This window comes from Pseudomonas sp. c313 (assembly GCF_055407145.1).
The window spans coordinates 835024-853357 of record NZ_JBUZRD010000003.1 but is presented as its reverse complement, the minus strand read 5'-3'; the positions used below and the strand labels follow the sequence as shown (position 1 = coordinate 853357).

Below are 18334 nucleotides of genomic sequence, written 5' to 3'. Positions count from 1 at the left end.
AGTGGATCAGGCCTTGACGCGATTGCCGATGGGCACTGGGCCCTGGAACAAACCGAACGCTTTGATCTCGGCTTCCGGCGGCGGCTCGCAGCTGCCCACCCGACTCGGTGTCCAGCCAAATCGACGCTTCATCCCCGCCAGCGACTCAGCCACCTTGAACGCGGCTACCACTGGATCGATGACCGGGACGCCGATCTCGGCTTGCACCTGTTCGAAAAAGCCAAACTCGATAGTGCAACCCAGAATGATGGCTTCTGCGCCGTCTTCTTCCACCGCACGCCTGGCCTGCTCGATGATGCGTCGTCGGGTCAGCGCGTGATCACGCTGAAACTCATCAACTCCCATCCCTAGCGCACGCATCGACGCCAGCCGGTCACCGGCACCACAGGCCCGAACACGCGCGCTCATCTGCTCGATCCACTTGTTGCGACCGACGATGATCGAATAACGATTGGCCAGGTTAGCTGCCACCTGCAGGCTCGCTTGGCAGGGGCCAACCACAACGGTTTGTCCGGAGATTTCGCGGGCGTCATCCAGGACCGGATCGTAGAAACAACCCAGTACCAAGGCATCAATGTTTTGCTCGGCACAGTCGCGCGCGATACGCACGCTGCGTTCATAGATCAAGGCTTCGTAGCTGCGGTACTCCAGGTGCGTGGGACTTGGGTGCATATCGAGGGAGATCACCTCGACCTGGGTCGAGGGTTGCTTGATCGAGCGCAGCAATTGCGCGATAGGTTCATCGAACGCGGCGCTGCCGATAGGGTTCAGCCAGCGTACGGAAACCGCTACGTCCTGCGGCTCGGCAGAGGTCAAGAAGTTGCTCATATCTTCGATTCCTTCAGGGGCTAGAAGCTCTTGACCAATGCCATGGTCAACGAGTTGGAGTACGGCAGGTTGTCGGTGTGGTAGTAGTCAAAGTTCAGGTTGGCGGAGACAAACACCCCCTGCTTGGACCAGCCGGTGTACGTCATGGAAGGGCCGATCTTGCCCTCTCGCGACTCCTCAAAATCTGAGGCCGTGCGATTGTTGATGTTGTAGACGTGGTGCACGCCAAGCCATAGCTTGTCGGTCACCAGATAGCCCGCGGCGATATCCCCCAGCCACACGCTCACACCGCCGCGCAGGTGCTTGGGATCACCCTCCCCCATGTCGGTGGTGTTGCGATTTTTCTCGGCGTAGTAGATGCCGACCGGGGTGAAGGTCACGCCGAATTTTCCGATCTGCAGATAGTTGGCAATGCTGAAGCTATAGGCATAACGGTTGTAGCCGGCGCCGTATCCCTGGGTGTCATGATTGCCGTTAGGGAACTCGATCATCAGAGTGGGGCTGGTCCAGAACGTCACATAATCCGGCGATCCCCAAGGTGCGGTGGGCTCTACGATGTTGTAGTAGTACTCGATGCCGATGTTGGGCGCGGCAATGTCCCAGCCACTCTTGCCGCCGCCCGCGTCGGTGTCGGTGTAGCCGGGTATGGCGCCCACCCAGAACTCCCACTGGTCCCTTTGAGTGCCGGTCAGCCCGGTCTCGGTAAAGTAAGCCAGCACGGTGTTGGAGGAGACGCGAACATCGCCTTCGGCGGTGCGGTTAACCACCGGGAAGGATTCAAGCGCCCAGGAGCCGGGGACGCCTGGTTGGGCGAAACCGATGAACTGATCGGCCTGCACGGATGTGACCAGCCCCAACGTCAGGCCGAGCGGAACCAGCGCGCTTGAGCACGACAAATTGCGAAGTTTCATCACTTTTCCTCTTGTTGTAGTTCTAGTAATGGGGCGGCCGCGAGGGCCGCCTTCACTCACGACATGGCGGTTTCGATATCGTCCGCCTGCTTGGGCGTTTGCGGTCCAAGTACCCTGGCCGAGCTTGCACCGACCGTCACCACGTCTTCGACGCGCATGCCGCCAAAATTGCTATAGGCCTTGAAGCGTTCAAAACAGATGAGCCCTGCGTGGCGCTTTTCTGCTTGCCATTGCTCGATCAGGCCCGGGATAAAGTAAATCCCGGGCTCCACCGTCAGGACCATGCCCGCTTGCAAGCGCTTGCCCATGCGCAGGTTGCCCAGACCGAAAAGAGGGCTACGCGTTATCTCCCTGTCGTAACCCACGCGGTCTTCGCCCAATGCTTCCATGTCATGGACATCCAGGCCCAGTTGATGCCCCAACCCATGGGGGAAACACAGGGCGTAGGCGCCGGACTCGACAACCTGCGCTGCATCGCCTTGGAAGAATCCCAACTCGGTCATGCCCTCGACCATGCGCAGTGCTGCAAGCCGATGCACCTCTGCAAATGCCAGCCCCGGTCGTATCGCCGCAATGGCTTCTTCCTGAACCTGTACCAGCAGCGTGTACAACTCGCGCTGGTGTGCGAGAAACCGTCCACCCACCGGCAGCGTGCGGGTCACGTCGCTGGCGTAGCCCTGCACACTGGATGCCCCGGCATCGTTGACCACCAGGTCGCCGACTTCCAGGCGGTTGCCATACTCAAGGTTGTGCAGAATCTCCCCACGCCGACTGAACACTGGCTGGTAGGCTTCCTGCAATCCATGACGCCCCAGCACACCACGCATTGCCGCGACGACATCTCGCTCCAGCACACCCGGACGGGTCGCTTTCATTGCCGCCAGATGCATTTCATTGGCGACCACCAGGGCTTGCTCGATCTGCTCGATCTCGCCGGCATCCTTGATCTCGCGTAGCGCCACCGCCGCCGCGATCAATGCTGGGGATGCGTTGTCAATGACGTTTTCGGCCGGTAGCTCAAGCAGCCGTGCTAGCAACAGGGTGGTGTCAGCACGGTAAGGCGGCAGGTAATGAACCTTGCGTCCTTGCTTGAGTGCCTTGGCGATCACCGCCTGCAACTGCGCTGCGGGCTGCAAGGTGGTGCAACCCGCCGCTGCACATTGCTGCGCAAGGGGGATGCGATTGCCGACCCAGATGCTGTCGTCAAGGCTGATCTCGTCGGCAAATACGCTTTCACCGCCGTCATCAAGGTCAATTAGTGCATTGAGCCCCGGACTGCTGACGCCAAAAAAGTAAGAAAAGCTGCTGTCCTGGCGAAACGGATAGACGTTATGAGCGAAGTTGATCGGCGCATCGAGGTTGCCGGGCAGCAGTACAAGGCCGCCCGCCAACCGCTCGCGTAATGCTTGCCGACGCTCAATGTAGGTTTTGTTCGAGAACATGGTTCAGGTCTCCTGGCGCACGCCTGTTCAAACCCGCACGCCGTAAACGGCATTGGCAGTCTCGGCGCTGAGGTAACCGTTCTTCAGATCCTCGATAACTGCCTCGCGGCAACGCAATGCAGGATCACCATAGCCCCCGCCTGCCCCGGTGCGGACGCGCACGATGTCACCGGCGTTCAACATCACCCCGCTGGCCATTGCGTGACGCTCGCTGCCGCCGTCTTTACGGATCACTTCGATATAGTTTGGCGAGCCGTCGGCGCCCCCCTCGAGTCCCCAAGGGGTGACGACGGAACGGGTGTAACCACAGGTGAGGAAAGTCCCGTTTGAACGTACCCTGTAATCGATGCGTATACCCTGGCCGCCACGGTATTGACCGTAGCCTCCTGGTTCGTCGTTGAGCGCCATGCACTCGACATACAAGCCATAGCGCGCTTCGCAGACTTCGACTGGACAGTTATAGGTTTCGCCGTGCAGGCCCGAATAGACCGCGTTGTTGCCATCACGCCCCTGCTCTGCGCCCCAGCCGCCGATCTCGGGTTCGACCAGGGTGAACATGCGTCCGGTGTCGGGGTGTACGCCGCCAATGATGGTTGCGCAGACCGAAGCGAAATTGCCCGCCGGCAACCGATCAGGCATCTGCTGGGCCAGGCAGCGCAAGATCAAATCATGCACCCGGATCAGGTTCTCGAAGTAGAAACCTTCGGCCGCGGGGGCCTGGGCATCGAACAGTGTGCCTGCTAGGGTCAACACCTGCAGAGGGCGGAATGTACCGCCGTTCGTCACGCCCTGCGGTGCCGTCACCGCCTTGAAGGCCATCTGCGCCGCAACTACGGTGCCGTCGCGACTCAGGTTGGTAGGGCCAAGCGCCTGTGCCGGATTGTCACGCAGGTCGACGATCATCTGCGTCTGAGTAATCTCTACCACCACCTTGAATACCTGGCCGTCGTCCTGGATTTCTTCCATGCTGAAGCGACCACGTGGTGCGTCCTGCAACGCCCTGAGCGAGACCTTTTCGCCCAGCGTCATGAAGTCTTCGACCGCAGAGATGAACAACTGCGCGCCGTACTTTTTGCTCAACTCGACAATCCGCGCGGCACCACCACGGGCTGCGGCGATGGCCGCCCACAAGTCACCTTCCATAAAGTCCGGCATGCGCGTGTTGGCTCGCAGAATCTGCAGGACCGATCGGATAGGCTTGCCTTTTCCAATCAGTTTGACCGACGCGAGGCGCAAGCCCTCCTGGAAAATGTCCGTCGCCTCGGTGGACAGCGACCCCGGCACCATGCCGCCGACATCGTTCCAGTGCGCGATGTTCGCAGTCCAGGCGATGATTTGGCCGTCGATGAATACCGGCATTGCCAGGACCACATCGTTCAGGTGCGTCACCCCACCGCTATGTGGATCGTTGGTGATAAATATGTCTCCGTCCTCGATATCACCTGGTTGAGCGTGTTCTACGAGGATTTGCCGCACCGCCTTGTCGAGCACCCCGACGAAAGCCGGAATGCCAGCGCCGGAACTGGCGATATTGCCATGGGCGTCGGTGATGCCGGTGCCCATGTCGAGCACTTCATAGATCACCGGGCTCATGGCGGCCTTGCGCATTGCCGCAAACATCTCATCGGCAATCGCCTGGAGCGAGTTCTGGATGATTTCCAAGGTAAAAATATCAACGCTGCTCATCGCCCTGCTCCTTTACTGGCCAATTGTGATGTGGATGTTGCCGAGCTGATCTACGCGCACACGGTTACGTGGGTGCACGACAATCGTGGTCCCCGCATCCTCGATCACTGCCGGTCCGTCAAAGGTCATGCCCGGCTCCAATTTGGCGTTGTCATAGATGCACGCTTCGTGGCGGCCTTCCAATGCGTAATCCACCAGGCGTCGGCCTTTGAGGGCGGCTGTCAGCGTTGCCCCGGTTACCGGCATTTCACCCAGGTCGAGCTTGCCGATCTGAGCCACGGCGACGACATGAAAGCCGACAATTTCCAACGGCGCATCGAGGCGGTAGCTGTAGTGCTGCTCGTACAACGCATGGAATCGCCCGGAAATTGCTTCCCAGTGATCTACAACACATTCGTTAGCCAGCAGCGGCACTTCGACCGAATGCTCCTGATTCTGGTAACGCAGTTTGCAGTGAGCCGTGAGCTCGACTTGATGCGAATCAACCGCTGGGTCTTCAAATTCTTCACGCGCAGTCAACAGCAACTGGTCAAGGAAGCCTTGGGCTTCGGCCAGCGCACCTTCGCGGTCACAGTCAAAGAAGCGATTGACGAACATGTCCCGGCGCAAATCCGACATGGTCATGCCCCAAGCAGAGAAAACCGGAGCACCTCGCGGGATGATTACCTTCTTCACACCCAGTTCCTGGCCAAGCGCCACAGCGTGCATGGCACCTCCGCCACCAAATGCGATCAGGGTGAATTCGCGTGGGTCATAGCCGCGGTTGAGGGAAACCAGTTTCAGGGCATTGACCATGTTGTCGTTGGCGATACGTACGATGCCACGGGCGATCTCGACGCTCGATAAACCCAGCTCTGCGCCCAGTAAACCGAGCGCACGCTCCACCGCTGGCATATCGGCTTGCAGCTCACCACCACAGAAGTAGTCCTTGTTGATCCGGCCCAGCACCAGGTTGGCGTCGGTGGTGGTAGCGCATGTGCCGCCATTGCCATAAGCGGCCGGACCGGGCTGCGCGCCCGCCGATTGCGGGCCGACGTGCAGCTTGTCGAATTCGTCGACCCAGGCGATCGAACCACCGCCGTTGCCGATTTCCACCAGGTCCACCACTGGCACCATGATCGGATAACCGGCGCTGATTCGATCGCGCTCGATCCAATAGTCGGTTTTGATGGTTACCTGGCCATCGCGGATCAGCGAGCACTTGGCCGTTGTGCCGCCGATGTCCAAGGCGAGCAAGTTGGGTTCATCAATCAACCGGCCCAATTCGGCGGCGGCCCAAAAACCACTGGCAGGACCGGACTCGACCATGGTGATCGGTGTTTCACGGGCGTGCGCTACCGTGTCGACGCCGCAGTTCGATTGCATGACGTAGAGCGGAGCCTTGTAGCCCCCTGCTCGCAGCCCACGTTCAAGGTCACTCAAGTAGCGCGCGGCAATGGGCTGCACGTAGGCCGACAACACCGTTGTGCTGGTGCGCTCATACTCTCGCCATTCGCGGGTAATCTGGTGCGAAGCCACGACCGAAACTTCGGGCCACAGGCGCTGCACTTCAGCCAGGACCGCCAGTTCATGGGCAGGGTTGGCATAAGAATGCAGAAGACACACCGCGATCGCCTCAACTTCTTCTCGGCGCAAGTCTTCGAGCAGCAGGGCAAGCCCGCTCAAATCCAGTGGCTCACGTTCCTGCCCATCACAATGCATGCGACCGGCAATTTCGCGACGCAGGTGACGCGGGACAAAAGGCTGGGGTTTTACCCATTTGAGATTGAAAAAATCCGGGCGGTTGGCGCGGGCGATCTCGAGGATGTCGCGAAAGCCTTGGGTGGTGATCAAGGCGGTGCGAACACCGCGACGCTCGGTCAAGGCGTTGATGACGACGGTGGTGCCATGGGCAAGGAAGTCCACCTCATCCAGGCGAACATCCGCCTTGTCCAGCACATTGAGAATGCCCTGTTCGAAATTGGGCGGCGTTGTGTCTGATTTTACCGTGCGGATCGTTTGCCGGCCACTGACCGAATCTGTCTCGAAATAGACCAGGTCGGTAAAGGTTCCCCCGACGTCGGTCGCTACGCGCACGGTCTTGCCGTTCATACCCACAGTACATCTCCTAGCATGATTGTTTATATTGGCAACAGGAGTCTGAAATCCCTTGCCGTTCAGGCAATGAATCGCTGTTGCAATCGATGCTAAGAACCCGTTGGGCAGACTTCAACGCTGCCGGTGGGTAGGCACGAGACGGGTAGCGAGGTTACCTACCCAAATGGGTAGGACGGTCACGCGCGGGGGTCGAGCAGTCCTTCACGCAGGGCGGTGCTGATGGCCGCGGAACGGTTCTCGACCTCAAGTTTGCGAAAAATCTGCTTGAGGTGAAACTTCACGGTGTTTTCAGAAATGTCCAATGCCAACGCGATGGCCTTGTTTGACTGACCGCCAGCCAACAACGTCAACAGCTGCATCTCCTTGGCGCTGATATGAGCTCGTGGACGTACAGGATGCGCCCGCCAACCGCGTAACCGGGTGATCACCGAGGACATGCCGGGGAATACGTCGGGTAACACATCGAGCATAGGCAGCAACGCCGGTCCCACCTCCAGCAGCAGTCCCATCAAGCCTTGGCCTACAACCGGTAAAAGCGTGCCGCTCACCTCTTCGGCGTCCAGCTCGCCACGGACTTTGTAACGGGCCAGCATCGCCATAATGCGTAAACGCCAAACCGGCAAAATCAGGCCCTTTTGCAGCAACGCTTCAATGTCACGCTCCAGGCGAGCAAGGGCAGCCGCCGAGGCACCGCTGGCCAACAATAGCCGTGCGAGGGCCAAACCGACTGCCTCGCGATTACGCCAGTCCAATTCGTCGGCAGGCAGGGTGTCGAATCGATGAAGCTGCAGTTCCTGGCGGGCCTGGGAAACCAGGCCCGATTGCGCCAACAAGTCGATCCGCCATGCATGAACCAGGCGTGTTAGCCGATCAAGCTGCCTGTCATTAGCGATTCGGGCGATTTTCTCCAGTTCGGCCAGTGCCGGTTGTACACCCAGTGCGCGCAAGGCTGTACGCCAGGAGACTTCCGCGGTAGCGGCAAACACGTCGAGCCAGCCATCGGTATGCTCGAGCGAGTCCCAGCCTTCGCGGATCAAAGGTTGCACCTCAGCCCATGCACCTTGCCAATAGAGGTGTTGAGCCTTGAAACAGCCCACCACAGCCTTGAGCGAGCTTTCGCTGCCAAAGTTCTCCTGCGCCATGCACAAGGCTTCGTCGATCAGCACCCCGGCGCCTGATACCTCCCCTGTCAGCGATAAGGCTTGCGCTTCATGAATAAGGCAATAGTTCTCACCCAGGGGACTTGCCACCATCCGCATCTGCAACCTCGCCGCACGGGCCACACGCAAGGCTTCGGGCAGGTTGGGATACGCCAGGCAACTCATCGCCCGCACACATTGCAAGGTCGCCAGGGCCAAAGCACTTCCGGCCCAGTCTGCGCCGCTCAGCGCCCCCTGTTCATTATCGAACTGATCGAAATAGGCCTGGGTCAACCCCTGGATCACGGCGAAATCACGTTCCAGACGCTCATCACCGCGCACTGCAACCTTGGCCAGACGCAACAGCTCGGTCGACAGTGCCCGGTTACCCAACTTGGCGTGAAGATATGCCTGCATCAACAACAGATCCGGCTCGCTGCTACGCGCTTGCTCGTCGAACTGTTGCAACAGGCTTTGCGCGTAACTGATGCCTTTGCGCAACACCAGCTCCCAGCCCCCGGCGCGCACCACCAGGTTTACCGCCAACACGGTATCTTTAGCACGCAACGCATGGGAGACCGCCAGTACCCAGTCGGTTTGCACTGCCAGCCAATGCGCAGCGGCCTGGTGAATGCGCTGGGACCGTGGAATATCCAGACGAGGACGCAGGAAGTCGGCCAGCAGCATGTGATATCGGAACCAACTGCGATGGGAATCCAATGGCACCAGCAACGCGTCGAATGCCGATAGTTGCGCCAGCAACTGTGCACTGTCCTCGCGCCCCCGCACTACATCGGCCAGTTCAGCGTTGAAGCGCTCCAGCAAGGACGTTTCCAGCAGAAAGGCGCGACATTCTTCAGATAGGTTCTCGAAGATTTGCTCCGTCAAATACTCTGCGACGTCAGCAACACGACCGGAGAACGACTGCAGGCCAAACAGCGAGCCATTGGTACCCGCAAGCCAATGGTGCGCCAACTGCACAGCTACCGCCCAGCCTTCAGTCTTCTCGTGCAGACTTGCCAATGCTGGTTCGCCAAGATGCACGCCAAAAATCTGTGCCGCCTCAGCGGGTGACAGCATGAGATCACTGGCCCCAAGTTCATGAACCAGACCTTGCGACTTGAGTCGGGCCAAGGGCCAGGCGGGGCGCATACGGCTCGCGACAACAAGATGCAGCCATTGACTGCCCCGTTCGAGCAACGTCAACACCACCTCATCGACCGCACTGTTGGACGCGCGATGATAATCATCCATCATCAGCGTCACTCGGCGTCCATCGCTCGCAAGTAGTTGCAATAACGCCGTCACCGTACGCTGCGGCCGAACATCTAGCGTCTGAGATTGCGCCAGCGCTGCCAGGCCACCGACATCCAGCCCTGCCGCTTGCAGCGCGCAGATTAGATAAGCAAGAAAACGGTTTACCTCGGCATCGGCTTCGTCGAACGACAACCACGCCGTCGGCGAGGCAGCGTGCTCTTGCAGCAGGCGAACCCGCCATTGCGCTAACAAGGTCGTCTTGCCGAAGCCCGCAGCAGAGACGACAAGCGTTAAAGGTTTGTGCTGGTTGCGCTGTAACGCAGCCAGTAATTCCTTACGAGGCACCGCCTCCAGCTGGGCTTGGGGCGGCGCAACCTTACCCATCCACATCCAGGCACTGGGGAACTCTGAATCGTCCATACTGCAAAAGCCGAGTCGAATATGACTGTGAAGATGTTGAATGCCCCAAACAAAGTCAAGAGACACCAAGACTTTGTTACGCCTCTGCCCGTTGTTGTTTGCGCAGACTGTGCACACGATAATCGCGCGACAGCCAGCCGTAGAAGTGGGGGAACACGAACAAGGTACCGACCAGAATTCAACAGCCGTTCTCCTGCTTTATTGCTGAATTCAACGGCGTAAAAAAGGCCATCTACACCGATGACGATCGGTTGCTCTGCTCACGTAATTACAAGGTTCTTTAACACTCGGAATCCAGGAACTGATGTTCAGACAACTTCACCCTCGACGAGGACGCTTCAGTTGTCCCATCCGTAGGCATCGAGCTCCTTCGGGCCTCAAGCGCAAGTGCTGGACATCTTTCACACGATACTTCACCATCTTGTGAATATGGCGCCGAATGGCTCGATCACTTCTCAGTGATACGACCGATACCGCACGCATCACGGTATCGCTCCTTGTCGTGGTTGCAACTGTGCATGTAGCCTTGGCCGTGCGTGATCTCACTCCACAACTTGCCTACCTAAATGGCCTTGTAGACATCTCCGCGTACCTCATTACCGTTGAAGAAGAACGCCGCATAGATGTGGTATGCCACGATCATCGCCCTGCTCCACCGCATAGATAACCAAGGAGGTGATCAAACATAGGGTTACGCTCATGCTGAGCAGTCAACCGGTCAAGATCATCGAAGACTTGTTCAACTCGCAGCCTGACCTGAACCGTTGGGTAGTAATACAGATCGAGCGATTATCCTCTGCTGGTATCGAAGCCCCGCAGGCGATCCCCATAAGACTTCGTAGCCGCCTTACAGAGGTAGCTAGCGCGATGGAACAACGCAGGTAATTCGTCCTCATCACCAGGACGGGCATACCGGTCTATTCGGTATTCAGGATTCTCCGGGATATGGACCAGCCCCCTTACGTGATCCACTGACAGACCCAGAGCACTCGCCCACGCTTCCTCCATGCGACTGATATTGTTGGCCCTCTCAGAGCGTAGGCGTCCCACCGTGTAGTAGGCATCCCGGTTGAGCAGAATAAGCAGGTGGTAGTGCGGCCTCCCTCCCTGACCGACCTCCCTAGCCCAAACATAGCGAACCTTGCAGTCACGGGCGTAATGATTCCGCTCACGTGCCTTGTCTCGGTTGTGCTCGATCTTGGCGTTGAAGGAGGCGGTGAACCTACTGATGACCTGATTCGTACAAGCATGGATAGGGAGATCAATACCCTCGGGCAGCCTAAGATCCACCCTGAAGGCCAGCATCCGCGGGTACTGAGCTAGTGCCATGCCTATGGTACGTTTTAACCGGGAAAGGTACTCCCTAACGAAAGGTCCCTTATCGCCCATCACGGGCTGACCTTCAAAGGTGTCGCTGTAGTGCAGGTGGAGGTTGGTGTTGCCGGGATGACGAAGAGGGTAGTGGCGGGGGGTGCTAGGATTGCTATTCATGTTATGACGCCTCAGTTGGTGAGTTCCATAACCTGAGCCTGTTGTTTATTTTTTTACCGTTACTTCGTACCTGCCCCCTACCCTCTTCAGGATGTGCTTGTCGATGCTGCAATGAATCTGCCCACGAACCCTATGGGTAGTAAGTATCAGTAAAAGCATACTACCCGCACCGCGAATGGCTCTCTCGGCCACACCGGGATTGTGGGAGGAGTTTTCAAAGTTACACCGTGAATTTCTTCAGGGCGTCTACTCTGGAGATAAACCATCGATCTGCGCCCTTGATAGCCATCAACCCGAATTCCGACCTCCCAACGATCCGAGCAATAAGGAGAAACATTACTCGGTCTGCTGGGGACGTCCGATGAGGGGTTCTGCCCTATCCAGCATAAGCGCCATGACCGGCTTCCAACCGGTCATGGCGCACAGGGTCGTTTTTAGCTGGCCATGCTCAAGCGGGCAGACCGAACTGAAACGGTCTCAGCTAAATCCCGCTCCTCGATCCGTGCCAAGATCCAATCGTCTATTTCGCTCTCAACCCAGCCGACGCAGCGTTCGCCGAGTGAGACCGGTTGAGGGAAGGTACCTTCTGCGATGTATTTGTAGATGGTCGACCGGGCAAGACCTGTCGAATCGATGACTTGTTTCAGGCGGATGATTCGCATGAGTGGGCTCCTCTGCTTGGCTCAGAGGAATGGCGGGGTTAGTAAAAAATGACTTACCCCTTCACCAGCCGTCTCGCGGGAGACGAGGCCAGCCCACAGAATTGTCGATTCTGCAGCGACATCTCTGCCTCGGTTTCCCAGGCTTGAGGCTCAACCACGCGATGCCTTGCTTCCCGAAGGACCATGCACTCAGGAGCGCCCAGCGGGGGCGGCTGCAGCACCAGTGTAATGACTTGATAACCCGCGTTCGCCGATGCCGGCAGGATGCTCAGGCATCCTGGTTCAAACCCGAGCCAAGTCACCTGATCAAACCTCACCTTGAACTCCCGGGCTATATCAAACACCAGACGGCAAAAATGCTCTACCACCGCCCCCAACTCGGAGTTCGTTTGCCCTTCTTCGAGTGCCGATGGTTTGCGCAGCGCCGCAGCGATATTTGCCAACAGCCAGCCAGCGTCAATTGGGTGAACACGATCAAGGTCAAGCCAATGCCGAGAAAGCAGATCAGAGGCATGGCGCAACAGCATGTGCTGAAGCAGCTCGAAAACTTCGATTTTTTGCCCTGCTAGAAATCGAATTACCGCGCCGGGTGTTTCAGACTGAGTTTCACCGTGTCTACTTCCGTGGGCCTGCATATCCCGCCGAAGAATTTCCCCGTGATCAATGCGCTTGCCATCCCAGTCCCTGGTCACATGCACCATTACCGCAGTACTGCTTTTCACAGCGAACATCGAATGATTCAGATTGAGGTAATACGTACTGCTGATCTTCCCACCGCTAAACACCGAACTGGATAATCCCGGCACCCACCGACGGACCAAACCCAAGGCGACTAATCGCTGAAGTCGATATCTTAGGCTGTCGGGATCGAGCCCGGTGGTACGGCGTAAAGCGACGTTACCAACCCCTAGTACCATGCCAAAGCGGTCCGCATGCGCCAGCAAAACACCCAGCAACAAACGATTGCAGGCACTCAATTGACCGCGAGCACCACGGGGCGCAGGCTTACCCAGCCTAGTAAGGGCCGCCCTCTCCTTCCGCCCCTCCTGAGGTTCTCCTAACCTCTCCGTCACCATTGCGACTCCAGAGAAGAGCCGCTGCAGGTGTTGGGAGTGGAGCCCGTATGGGCATTGATTGGCCCTCAGCGCAGCGATCGTTCCCGCTGCAAGCAGGTAACTAATTGTCGGCCGGCCACGTCCGGCCACTTGCGACAACCGACACACTAGACCGACTGACACGAGTTCAGCGAGAGCGGCACTGACCAGCGTTTCAGAAAGCTGAAGCTGTTTAGCTAGCACCTTGCCGCTGTAGACAGTGTGCTCGTTGGAATCCTGAAGAACAGCGTATGCCATCGCCTCCAGGAGAAAACGCGCCTCCGCACCACAGGTGGCCAACGCCTCGATCATTCCCTGGATATGCAGAGCCAAACCGAAATCTCCCTTAATTAAATATCTGTTTCTACACCTGTAAAATAACTTAATCAAATACTTCATACAAACGCATAACGTTACGGTAACGCCATGCATCGCTATTGAAAAGGTCTTTAAGTCACAGTACAAAAGACATTTAGGAGGAGAGAAAACCAATGGAAAAAGCAGCTAAGAATGACCTTAAGTGGCTGCACCGGGATGAATGGGCATGGGCCGAACGCTACCTCCAGGAACGCGCTAACAGTCTTGGTTCCAGCGCAGCGTTCATACCTCGACGCAGAAATCCGGAATATAGCGGAACAGTCGAGCTCATCCGTTTTTTTGAGCAGCATGCCGCCGGGCTCAAGCTAGTCGAACGCATGAAAAATGCCCTACGACAGCGCAGGTACCGGTCACCGAGCAATGGCAAACAGGCCTGTACCTTTTCCTTACCCAACTCCACCGTTAAGAAGCTCCGTCTTCTGGCTGCCGCTCCCGGCCAGACAGAAACATCAATCGTGACCGAACTCATTGATGACCTGCACAGCTTCACCCAGGAACAGCAGAGGAAAGCTAAACAACTGAAGGAAGCCGCACAAAGTGAGCAGAAAGCGGCCAAGCAAACGAACGCCATGCTCAAACGCCAACTGGACGAGGCGATAAAGCACCTAGAACGCCATGTGGAGCTGCTAGTGATGTGGGAATCGTCGATGGAAACCAATCACCCCCCTTTCAATGGCGACGAGGCTGATGCACGTCGAGAGGTCGAAAAGCGGATGAAGGGGGTGAAGAGATCGCTCAACTTCATTGCGTTTGAGCATGACGTTGTTAGCGAAAGGTTGATTTGAGCGCAAGCAGAGACGCGTGACGAAAAACTACCTGCCAATTGAACCACGGAAGAAAATCCCACACGTCGCAATAATGGGTGACGCCTACGGCGGAAAGCAGGACAGAGTTCACAGAGCGAAAATCACCGAAATCCAGATGGGGGAACAAATGTGGGAACAAAATACAGCGAGCACAAAAAAGCCCCGTAAAACGGGGCCTTTAGGTTTAAATTTGGCGGTGAAGGAGAGATTCGAACTCTCGATACAATTTCTTGTATACACACTTTCCAGGCGTGCTCCTTAAGCCACTCGGACACTTCACCGTATCTCGTCAAACTCATTCAGTCTGTCGAGGCGCGCTAATGTAGTCGAAAGCTTTTCTGATGGCAAAGGTTTTTTTCAGAATTTTCATGCGCTTAGACGGTTATACCGTTCCAGGCGTATTAGGCACCGTACTCACCAAGGCGATTGTGCCATTCTCAGGCACAGACAACGCTGCCTAGAGTCGCTGCTGCGCCCTGCCGAAGGCTGCTCGCGGGCGGGCATGGGGGAAAACGCTGACTGGCCAGTCAGTCACAGCGCTTTACCAGGGCGAGCGCGGTGAGTAACGTCTGCTGCCTGCACTTCTATTACATGTATTACAAAGGAATCGCGTCATGAGTGAGTTGATTGCCTACCACCTCGAAGACGGTATCGCGACCCTGACCTTGAGCAACGGCAAGGTCAATGCCATTTCACCTGCAGTGGTCAGTGCCTTTAATGAAGCGCTGGATCAGGCCGAGAAAGATCGGGCAGTGGTGATCATCACGGGCCAGCCGGGAATTCTGTCGGGTGGTTACGATTTAAAAGTGATGACTGCCGGCCCCAAGGAGGCGGTCAGCCTGGTGACGTCGGGCTCGACCCTGGCTCGTCGCCTGTTGTCGCACCCTTTCCCGGTGATTATCGCTTGCCCTGGGCACGCGGTGGCCAAGGGCGCATTTCTGTTGTTGTCGGCGGATTATCGGATTGGTGTGGAAGGGCCGTTCAGCATTGGCCTGAATGAAGTGATGATCGGCATGACCATGCACCATGCCGGGATCGAGTTGGCGCGCGATCGCCTGCGCAAATCGGCGTTTCATCGCTCGGTGATCAATGCCGAGATGTTCAACCCGCAAGACGCTTTGAGTGCCGGCTTCCTCGACAAGGTGGTGGCGCCCGAAGAACTGCAGGCGGCGGCGTTGGAAGCGGCGCGTCAGTTGAAAAAAATCAATATGAACGCCCACAAGCACACCAAGCTGAAAGTGCGCAAGGCGCTGCTGGAAGCGCTGGATAGCGCGATTATTCAAGATCAGGAGCACTTGGGTTAAGTCGACAACCCATGCATTACTAGAAGCCCGACCTTGAGTCGGGCTTTTTCTTACACTCGACTCTGAAAAGAGCCGCAACCGCTCTAAACAGTGTCTGTCACCGAATGTTGAAACATGCGCTTAAACATCGCCCATCTCCTACCTCTACAGGGGTAATTGCCGAATACAGTGCACGTCCGTACACTGCGCCACCTTTTGTCCCAATGGGCCGTGTCGATGCTTTACTTTGTACGCATGTTATTGATGAGCCTGCATTTTATCGTTGCGGGCGTGCTGGGCGTGCTGCTGGGAATTTGCCGGCCGTTCAACCCGGACAATAGCCGTCTTTGTGCACGCCTTTATGCGTTGCCTGCGATGTGGATTTTGCGCTTGCGGGTCAAGGCCCAGGTTGACTCGCTGCGGGACAAACCCAACAGCTGCGTGATCATCGCCAACCATCAGTCCAACTATGATTTGTTCGTGTTCGGTAACGTGGTGCCCTACCGCACCGTGTGTATCGGCAAGAAGAGCTTGAAATGGGTGCCGCTGTTCGGGCAGTTGTTCTGGCTGGCGGGCAATGTGTTGATTGATCGGAGCAATGCCCTCAAGGCGCGGCGTTCGATGCTCACCACCACCCATACGTTGCAGCACGAAGACACCTCGATATGGGTGTTCCCGGAAGGTACGCGCAACCTCGGCGAAACCCTGCTGGCGTTCAAGAAAGGTGCGTTCCAGATGGCGATTGCCGCTGGCGTGCCCATTGTGCCGGTGTGCGTCAGTACCTATGTGAAGCAGATGAAGCTCAATCGCTGGGACAGTGGTGATGTGCTGATTCGTTCATTGCCGCCCATTCCTACGGCCGGACTGACGATAGATGACATGCCCCGGCTGATGGAGGAATGTCGGGCGCAGATGGTGGTGTGTATTGCAGCAATGGATCAACAGCTGCAAACAACCTGACCCCGCTGGCGTCCCGTTCAAGCTAAGCTGCCCGCAGCCATCCAAATAAAGAAGCGATCAGCACTATGGGTAGAGTTGTTGCCGCCGCCGTCTACAGCGCCGGGAAGAAAGTCACTAACATCACCCTCGACGAAGGCGCTGCCTGGGCCGCCAAGCCTGACCATTTTGTCTGGATTGGCCTCGAAGAGCCCAACGCCCAGGAGTTGGCCAATCTGCAACGCCAGTTCAACCTGCATGAACTGGCCATCGAAGATGCCCTGGAAAAACACAGCCGGCCCAAGCTGGAAACCTTCGGCGATGCGCTGTTTATCGTGACCTACTCGCCAGTTCGCCATGAAGGCAAGCTGGAGTTTATCGAAACCCATATCTTTGCCGGCAACGGGTACATCATCACTGCCCGCAATGGCCACTCGGCGTCCTACGGTTACGTGCGCCAACGCTGTGAGGCGCGTCCATTGTTGCTGGAGCACGGGGAAGACTTCGTACTCTACGCGCTGCTGGATTTTGTCACCGAGAACTACCAGCCAGTCAGCGAAGCAATTCATGCCGAAATTGATGAACTGGAGCGCAACGTGCTGTGCAATTCCCTGAGTGAGCGGGATGTCCAGCATCTCCACGGGCTGCGCCGCGATGTGCTGCGACTACGCCGCTATGTGGCGCCGATGGTGGAGATCAGTGAGGAACTGCAGAAGCTGAGCTTTCCGTTTATCGACAAGAACATGCGCCCGTATTTTCGCGATGTGCAAATTCACGTCACGCGGCAGATGGAAGACCTGGCAACCCTGCGGGATATCGCCAGCCAGACCATTGAGATCGGGGTATTGCTGGAAGCCTCACGCCAGAGCGTGGTGCAGCGCAAGTTTGCCGCCTGGGCGGCGATCCTGGCGTTCCCCACGGCGGTGGCCGGGATCTATGGGATGAACTTCCAGAACATGCCGGAACTGCAATGGCACTACGGTTATTTTGGCGTGTTGGGGTTTATCGCGACGGGTTGCATCGGGTTGTGGGTAAGCTTCAAGCGTTCGGGGTGGTTGTAAGTCACCCCGCAGACTTATTGATCAGGCAACCTGCGGTTTGTGCGCAACAAACCGCATCATCCACTCCGCCACGGTCACGCCGTGGTGGTCATGCTCCAGGCTGGCCATACCTTTCTGATAGACCTGTTCGCCCAAGTGTAGCTGGCGGATATCCAACAGTGCCCGCGAGTAATCGTGGATAAACTCAGGATGGCCCTGGAAGCACAACACCTGGTCATTGATGTGATAGGCGGCAAACGGACAGAAATCACTGGACGCGATTACCGTGGCGTTTTCCGGTAGCGCCGTGACCTGATCCTGGTGGCTGATCAACAGTGTCAGTTCTTCCACCACCGGACTCATCCACGGAGCCTTGGCAGCCAGTTTGTAGTTGTGAATACCCACGCCCCAACCCTGGGTCGCCCGCTCGCTCTTGCCGCCCAGCAGCAGCGCCAGCAGTTGATGCCCGAAGCAGATACCCAGCAATTTGTCGCCACGTTCATAGCGCTTCAGCAGGTACGTCCTGAGGGTTTCGATCCACGGATCGGTGGCAAAAGAGTCGGCCTTGCTGCCCGTCACCAGGTACGCATCGAATACCTGATCATCGGCCGGATAATCGCCCTGCATTACGTTGTAGACGGTGAACTCAGCGGCAATCGGCTGCTGGGAGAACAGGCGCTGAAACATCTGCCCGTAACCTTGATATTGATCGACCAGTTCCGGACGCAGGATATCGGTTTCCAGAATGCAGACGCGTAGCGACATAAAAAATACCTGACACGGTGATGGGAATAATGCACACGCAAGAAGCCTGCCTTGAAATACCCCAGCAAGGCAAGCCCTAGCCTATGTCACTTTACCTCG

14 protein-coding genes and 1 tRNA gene are annotated in these 18334 nt (G+C 57.3%); 4 read left to right on the top strand and 11 right to left on the bottom strand.

Going from position 1 to position 18334, the window contains the following annotated elements:
* Positions 1 to 6: 6 nt before the first annotated feature.
* From ACZRKZ_RS13495 to ACZRKZ_RS13455, 9 genes are all read right to left on the bottom strand, one after another.
* Complete coding sequence (locus ACZRKZ_RS13495) at positions 7 to 828, bottom strand: aspartate/glutamate racemase family protein (protein ID WP_193077814.1); 822 nt, start codon at positions 826 to 828, stop codon at positions 7 to 9.
* A 20-nt stretch (positions 829 to 848) separates the two neighbouring features.
* Positions 849 to 1739, bottom strand: a complete 891-nt coding sequence (locus ACZRKZ_RS13490; RefSeq protein ID WP_193077815.1) for a hypothetical protein — start codon at positions 1737 to 1739, stop codon at positions 849 to 851.
* 56 nt (positions 1740 to 1795) lie between these two features.
* Positions 1796 to 3181, bottom strand: a complete 1386-nt coding sequence (locus ACZRKZ_RS13485; RefSeq protein WP_463981815.1) for an aminopeptidase P family protein — start codon at positions 3179 to 3181, stop codon at positions 1796 to 1798.
* A gap of 27 nt (positions 3182 to 3208) precedes the next feature.
* A complete protein-coding gene (locus tag ACZRKZ_RS13480; RefSeq protein WP_426208765.1) occupies positions 3209 to 4867 on the bottom strand; it encodes a hydantoinase B/oxoprolinase family protein in 1659 nt (552 codons plus the stop codon).
* A 12-nt stretch (positions 4868 to 4879) separates the two neighbouring features.
* Positions 4880 to 6958: a hydantoinase/oxoprolinase family protein gene (locus ACZRKZ_RS13475; protein ID WP_193077818.1), complete on the bottom strand. Its 2079-nt coding sequence runs from the start codon at positions 6956 to 6958 to the stop codon at positions 4880 to 4882.
* 182 nt (positions 6959 to 7140) lie between these two features.
* Entirely contained in the window at positions 7141 to 9780 is a 2640-nt protein-coding gene (locus ACZRKZ_RS13470) for a LuxR C-terminal-related transcriptional regulator (RefSeq protein WP_463981814.1), read from the bottom strand.
* Positions 9781 to 10569: 789 nt separating this feature from the next.
* A complete protein-coding gene (locus tag ACZRKZ_RS13465) occupies positions 10570 to 11271 on the bottom strand; it encodes an inovirus Gp2 family protein (protein WP_193077820.1) in 702 nt (233 codons plus the stop codon).
* A 434-nt stretch (positions 11272 to 11705) separates the two neighbouring features.
* Positions 11706 to 11933, bottom strand: a complete 228-nt coding sequence (locus tag ACZRKZ_RS13460) for a helix-turn-helix transcriptional regulator (RefSeq protein ID WP_426208759.1) — start codon at positions 11931 to 11933, stop codon at positions 11706 to 11708.
* Between the two features lie 53 nt (positions 11934 to 11986).
* A complete protein-coding gene (locus ACZRKZ_RS13455) occupies positions 11987 to 13360 on the bottom strand; it encodes a helix-turn-helix domain-containing protein (RefSeq protein ID WP_463981813.1) in 1374 nt (457 codons plus the stop codon).
* A 158-nt stretch (positions 13361 to 13518) separates the two neighbouring features.
* Between ACZRKZ_RS13455 and ACZRKZ_RS13450 the strand changes: the two genes are divergently transcribed.
* Entirely contained in the window at positions 13519 to 14190 is a 672-nt protein-coding gene (locus tag ACZRKZ_RS13450) for a hypothetical protein (RefSeq protein WP_193077905.1), read from the top strand.
* Between the two features lie 212 nt (positions 14191 to 14402).
* Here ACZRKZ_RS13450 and ACZRKZ_RS13445 read toward each other — a convergent pair.
* Positions 14403 to 14492: transfer RNA gene (locus ACZRKZ_RS13445), tRNA-Ser, on the bottom strand.
* Positions 14493 to 14825: 333 nt separating this feature from the next.
* Between ACZRKZ_RS13445 and ACZRKZ_RS13440 the strand changes: the two genes are divergently transcribed.
* The 3 genes from ACZRKZ_RS13440 (at position 14826) to ACZRKZ_RS13430 (ending at position 17491) form a co-directional block, all read left to right on the top strand.
* On the top strand, positions 14826 to 15515 hold the full coding sequence (locus ACZRKZ_RS13440) for a crotonase/enoyl-CoA hydratase family protein (protein ID WP_463981812.1): 690 nt from the start codon (positions 14826 to 14828) through the stop codon (positions 15513 to 15515).
* Positions 15516 to 15731: 216 nt separating this feature from the next.
* Positions 15732 to 16454, top strand: coding sequence for a 1-acylglycerol-3-phosphate O-acyltransferase (locus tag ACZRKZ_RS13435; RefSeq protein ID WP_463969866.1), 723 nt, complete (start codon positions 15732 to 15734; stop codon positions 16452 to 16454).
* Between the two features lie 65 nt (positions 16455 to 16519).
* Positions 16520 to 17491, top strand: a complete 972-nt coding sequence (locus tag ACZRKZ_RS13430; RefSeq protein ID WP_463969865.1) for a magnesium and cobalt transport protein CorA — start codon at positions 16520 to 16522, stop codon at positions 17489 to 17491.
* A 21-nt stretch (positions 17492 to 17512) separates the two neighbouring features.
* Here ACZRKZ_RS13430 and ACZRKZ_RS13425 read toward each other — a convergent pair whose 3' ends face one another.
* On the bottom strand, positions 17513 to 18235 hold the full coding sequence (locus tag ACZRKZ_RS13425) for an amidotransferase (RefSeq protein WP_350614470.1): 723 nt from the start codon (positions 18233 to 18235) through the stop codon (positions 17513 to 17515).
* Positions 18236 to 18334 lie beyond the last annotated feature (99 nt).

Bases quoted from the DNA above. Each gene is read 5' to 3' on its own strand.
- ACZRKZ_RS13430 (WP_463969865.1), top strand. From the start codon at position 16,520: ATGGGTAGAGTTGTTGCCGCCGCCGTCTACAGCGCCGGGAAGAAAGTC.
- ACZRKZ_RS13470 (WP_463981814.1), bottom strand. From the start codon at position 9,780: ATGGACGATTCAGAGTTCCCCAGTGCCTGGATGTGGATGGGTAAGGTT.
- ACZRKZ_RS13495 (WP_193077814.1), bottom strand. From the start codon at position 828: ATGAGCAACTTCTTGACCTCTGCCGAGCCGCAGGACGTAGCGGTTTCC.
- ACZRKZ_RS13490 (WP_193077815.1), bottom strand. From the start codon at position 1,739: ATGAAACTTCGCAATTTGTCGTGCTCAAGCGCGCTGGTTCCGCTCGGC.
- ACZRKZ_RS13485 (WP_463981815.1), bottom strand. From the start codon at position 3,181: ATGTTCTCGAACAAAACCTACATTGAGCGTCGGCAAGCATTACGCGAG.
- ACZRKZ_RS13465 (WP_193077820.1), bottom strand. From the start codon at position 11,271: ATGAATAGCAATCCTAGCACCCCCCGCCACTACCCTCTTCGTCATCCC.
- ACZRKZ_RS13450 (WP_193077905.1), top strand. From the start codon at position 13,519: ATGGAAAAAGCAGCTAAGAATGACCTTAAGTGGCTGCACCGGGATGAA.
- ACZRKZ_RS13440 (WP_463981812.1), top strand. From the start codon at position 14,826: ATGAGTGAGTTGATTGCCTACCACCTCGAAGACGGTATCGCGACCCTG.
- ACZRKZ_RS13475 (WP_193077818.1), bottom strand. From the start codon at position 6,958: ATGAACGGCAAGACCGTGCGCGTAGCGACCGACGTCGGGGGAACCTTT.
- ACZRKZ_RS13480 (WP_426208765.1), bottom strand. From the start codon at position 4,867: ATGAGCAGCGTTGATATTTTTACCTTGGAAATCATCCAGAACTCGCTC.
- ACZRKZ_RS13460 (WP_426208759.1), bottom strand. From the start codon at position 11,933: ATGCGAATCATCCGCCTGAAACAAGTCATCGATTCGACAGGTCTTGCC.
- ACZRKZ_RS13435 (WP_463969866.1), top strand. From the start codon at position 15,732: ATGCTTTACTTTGTACGCATGTTATTGATGAGCCTGCATTTTATCGTT.
- ACZRKZ_RS13425 (WP_350614470.1), bottom strand. From the start codon at position 18,235: ATGTCGCTACGCGTCTGCATTCTGGAAACCGATATCCTGCGTCCGGAA.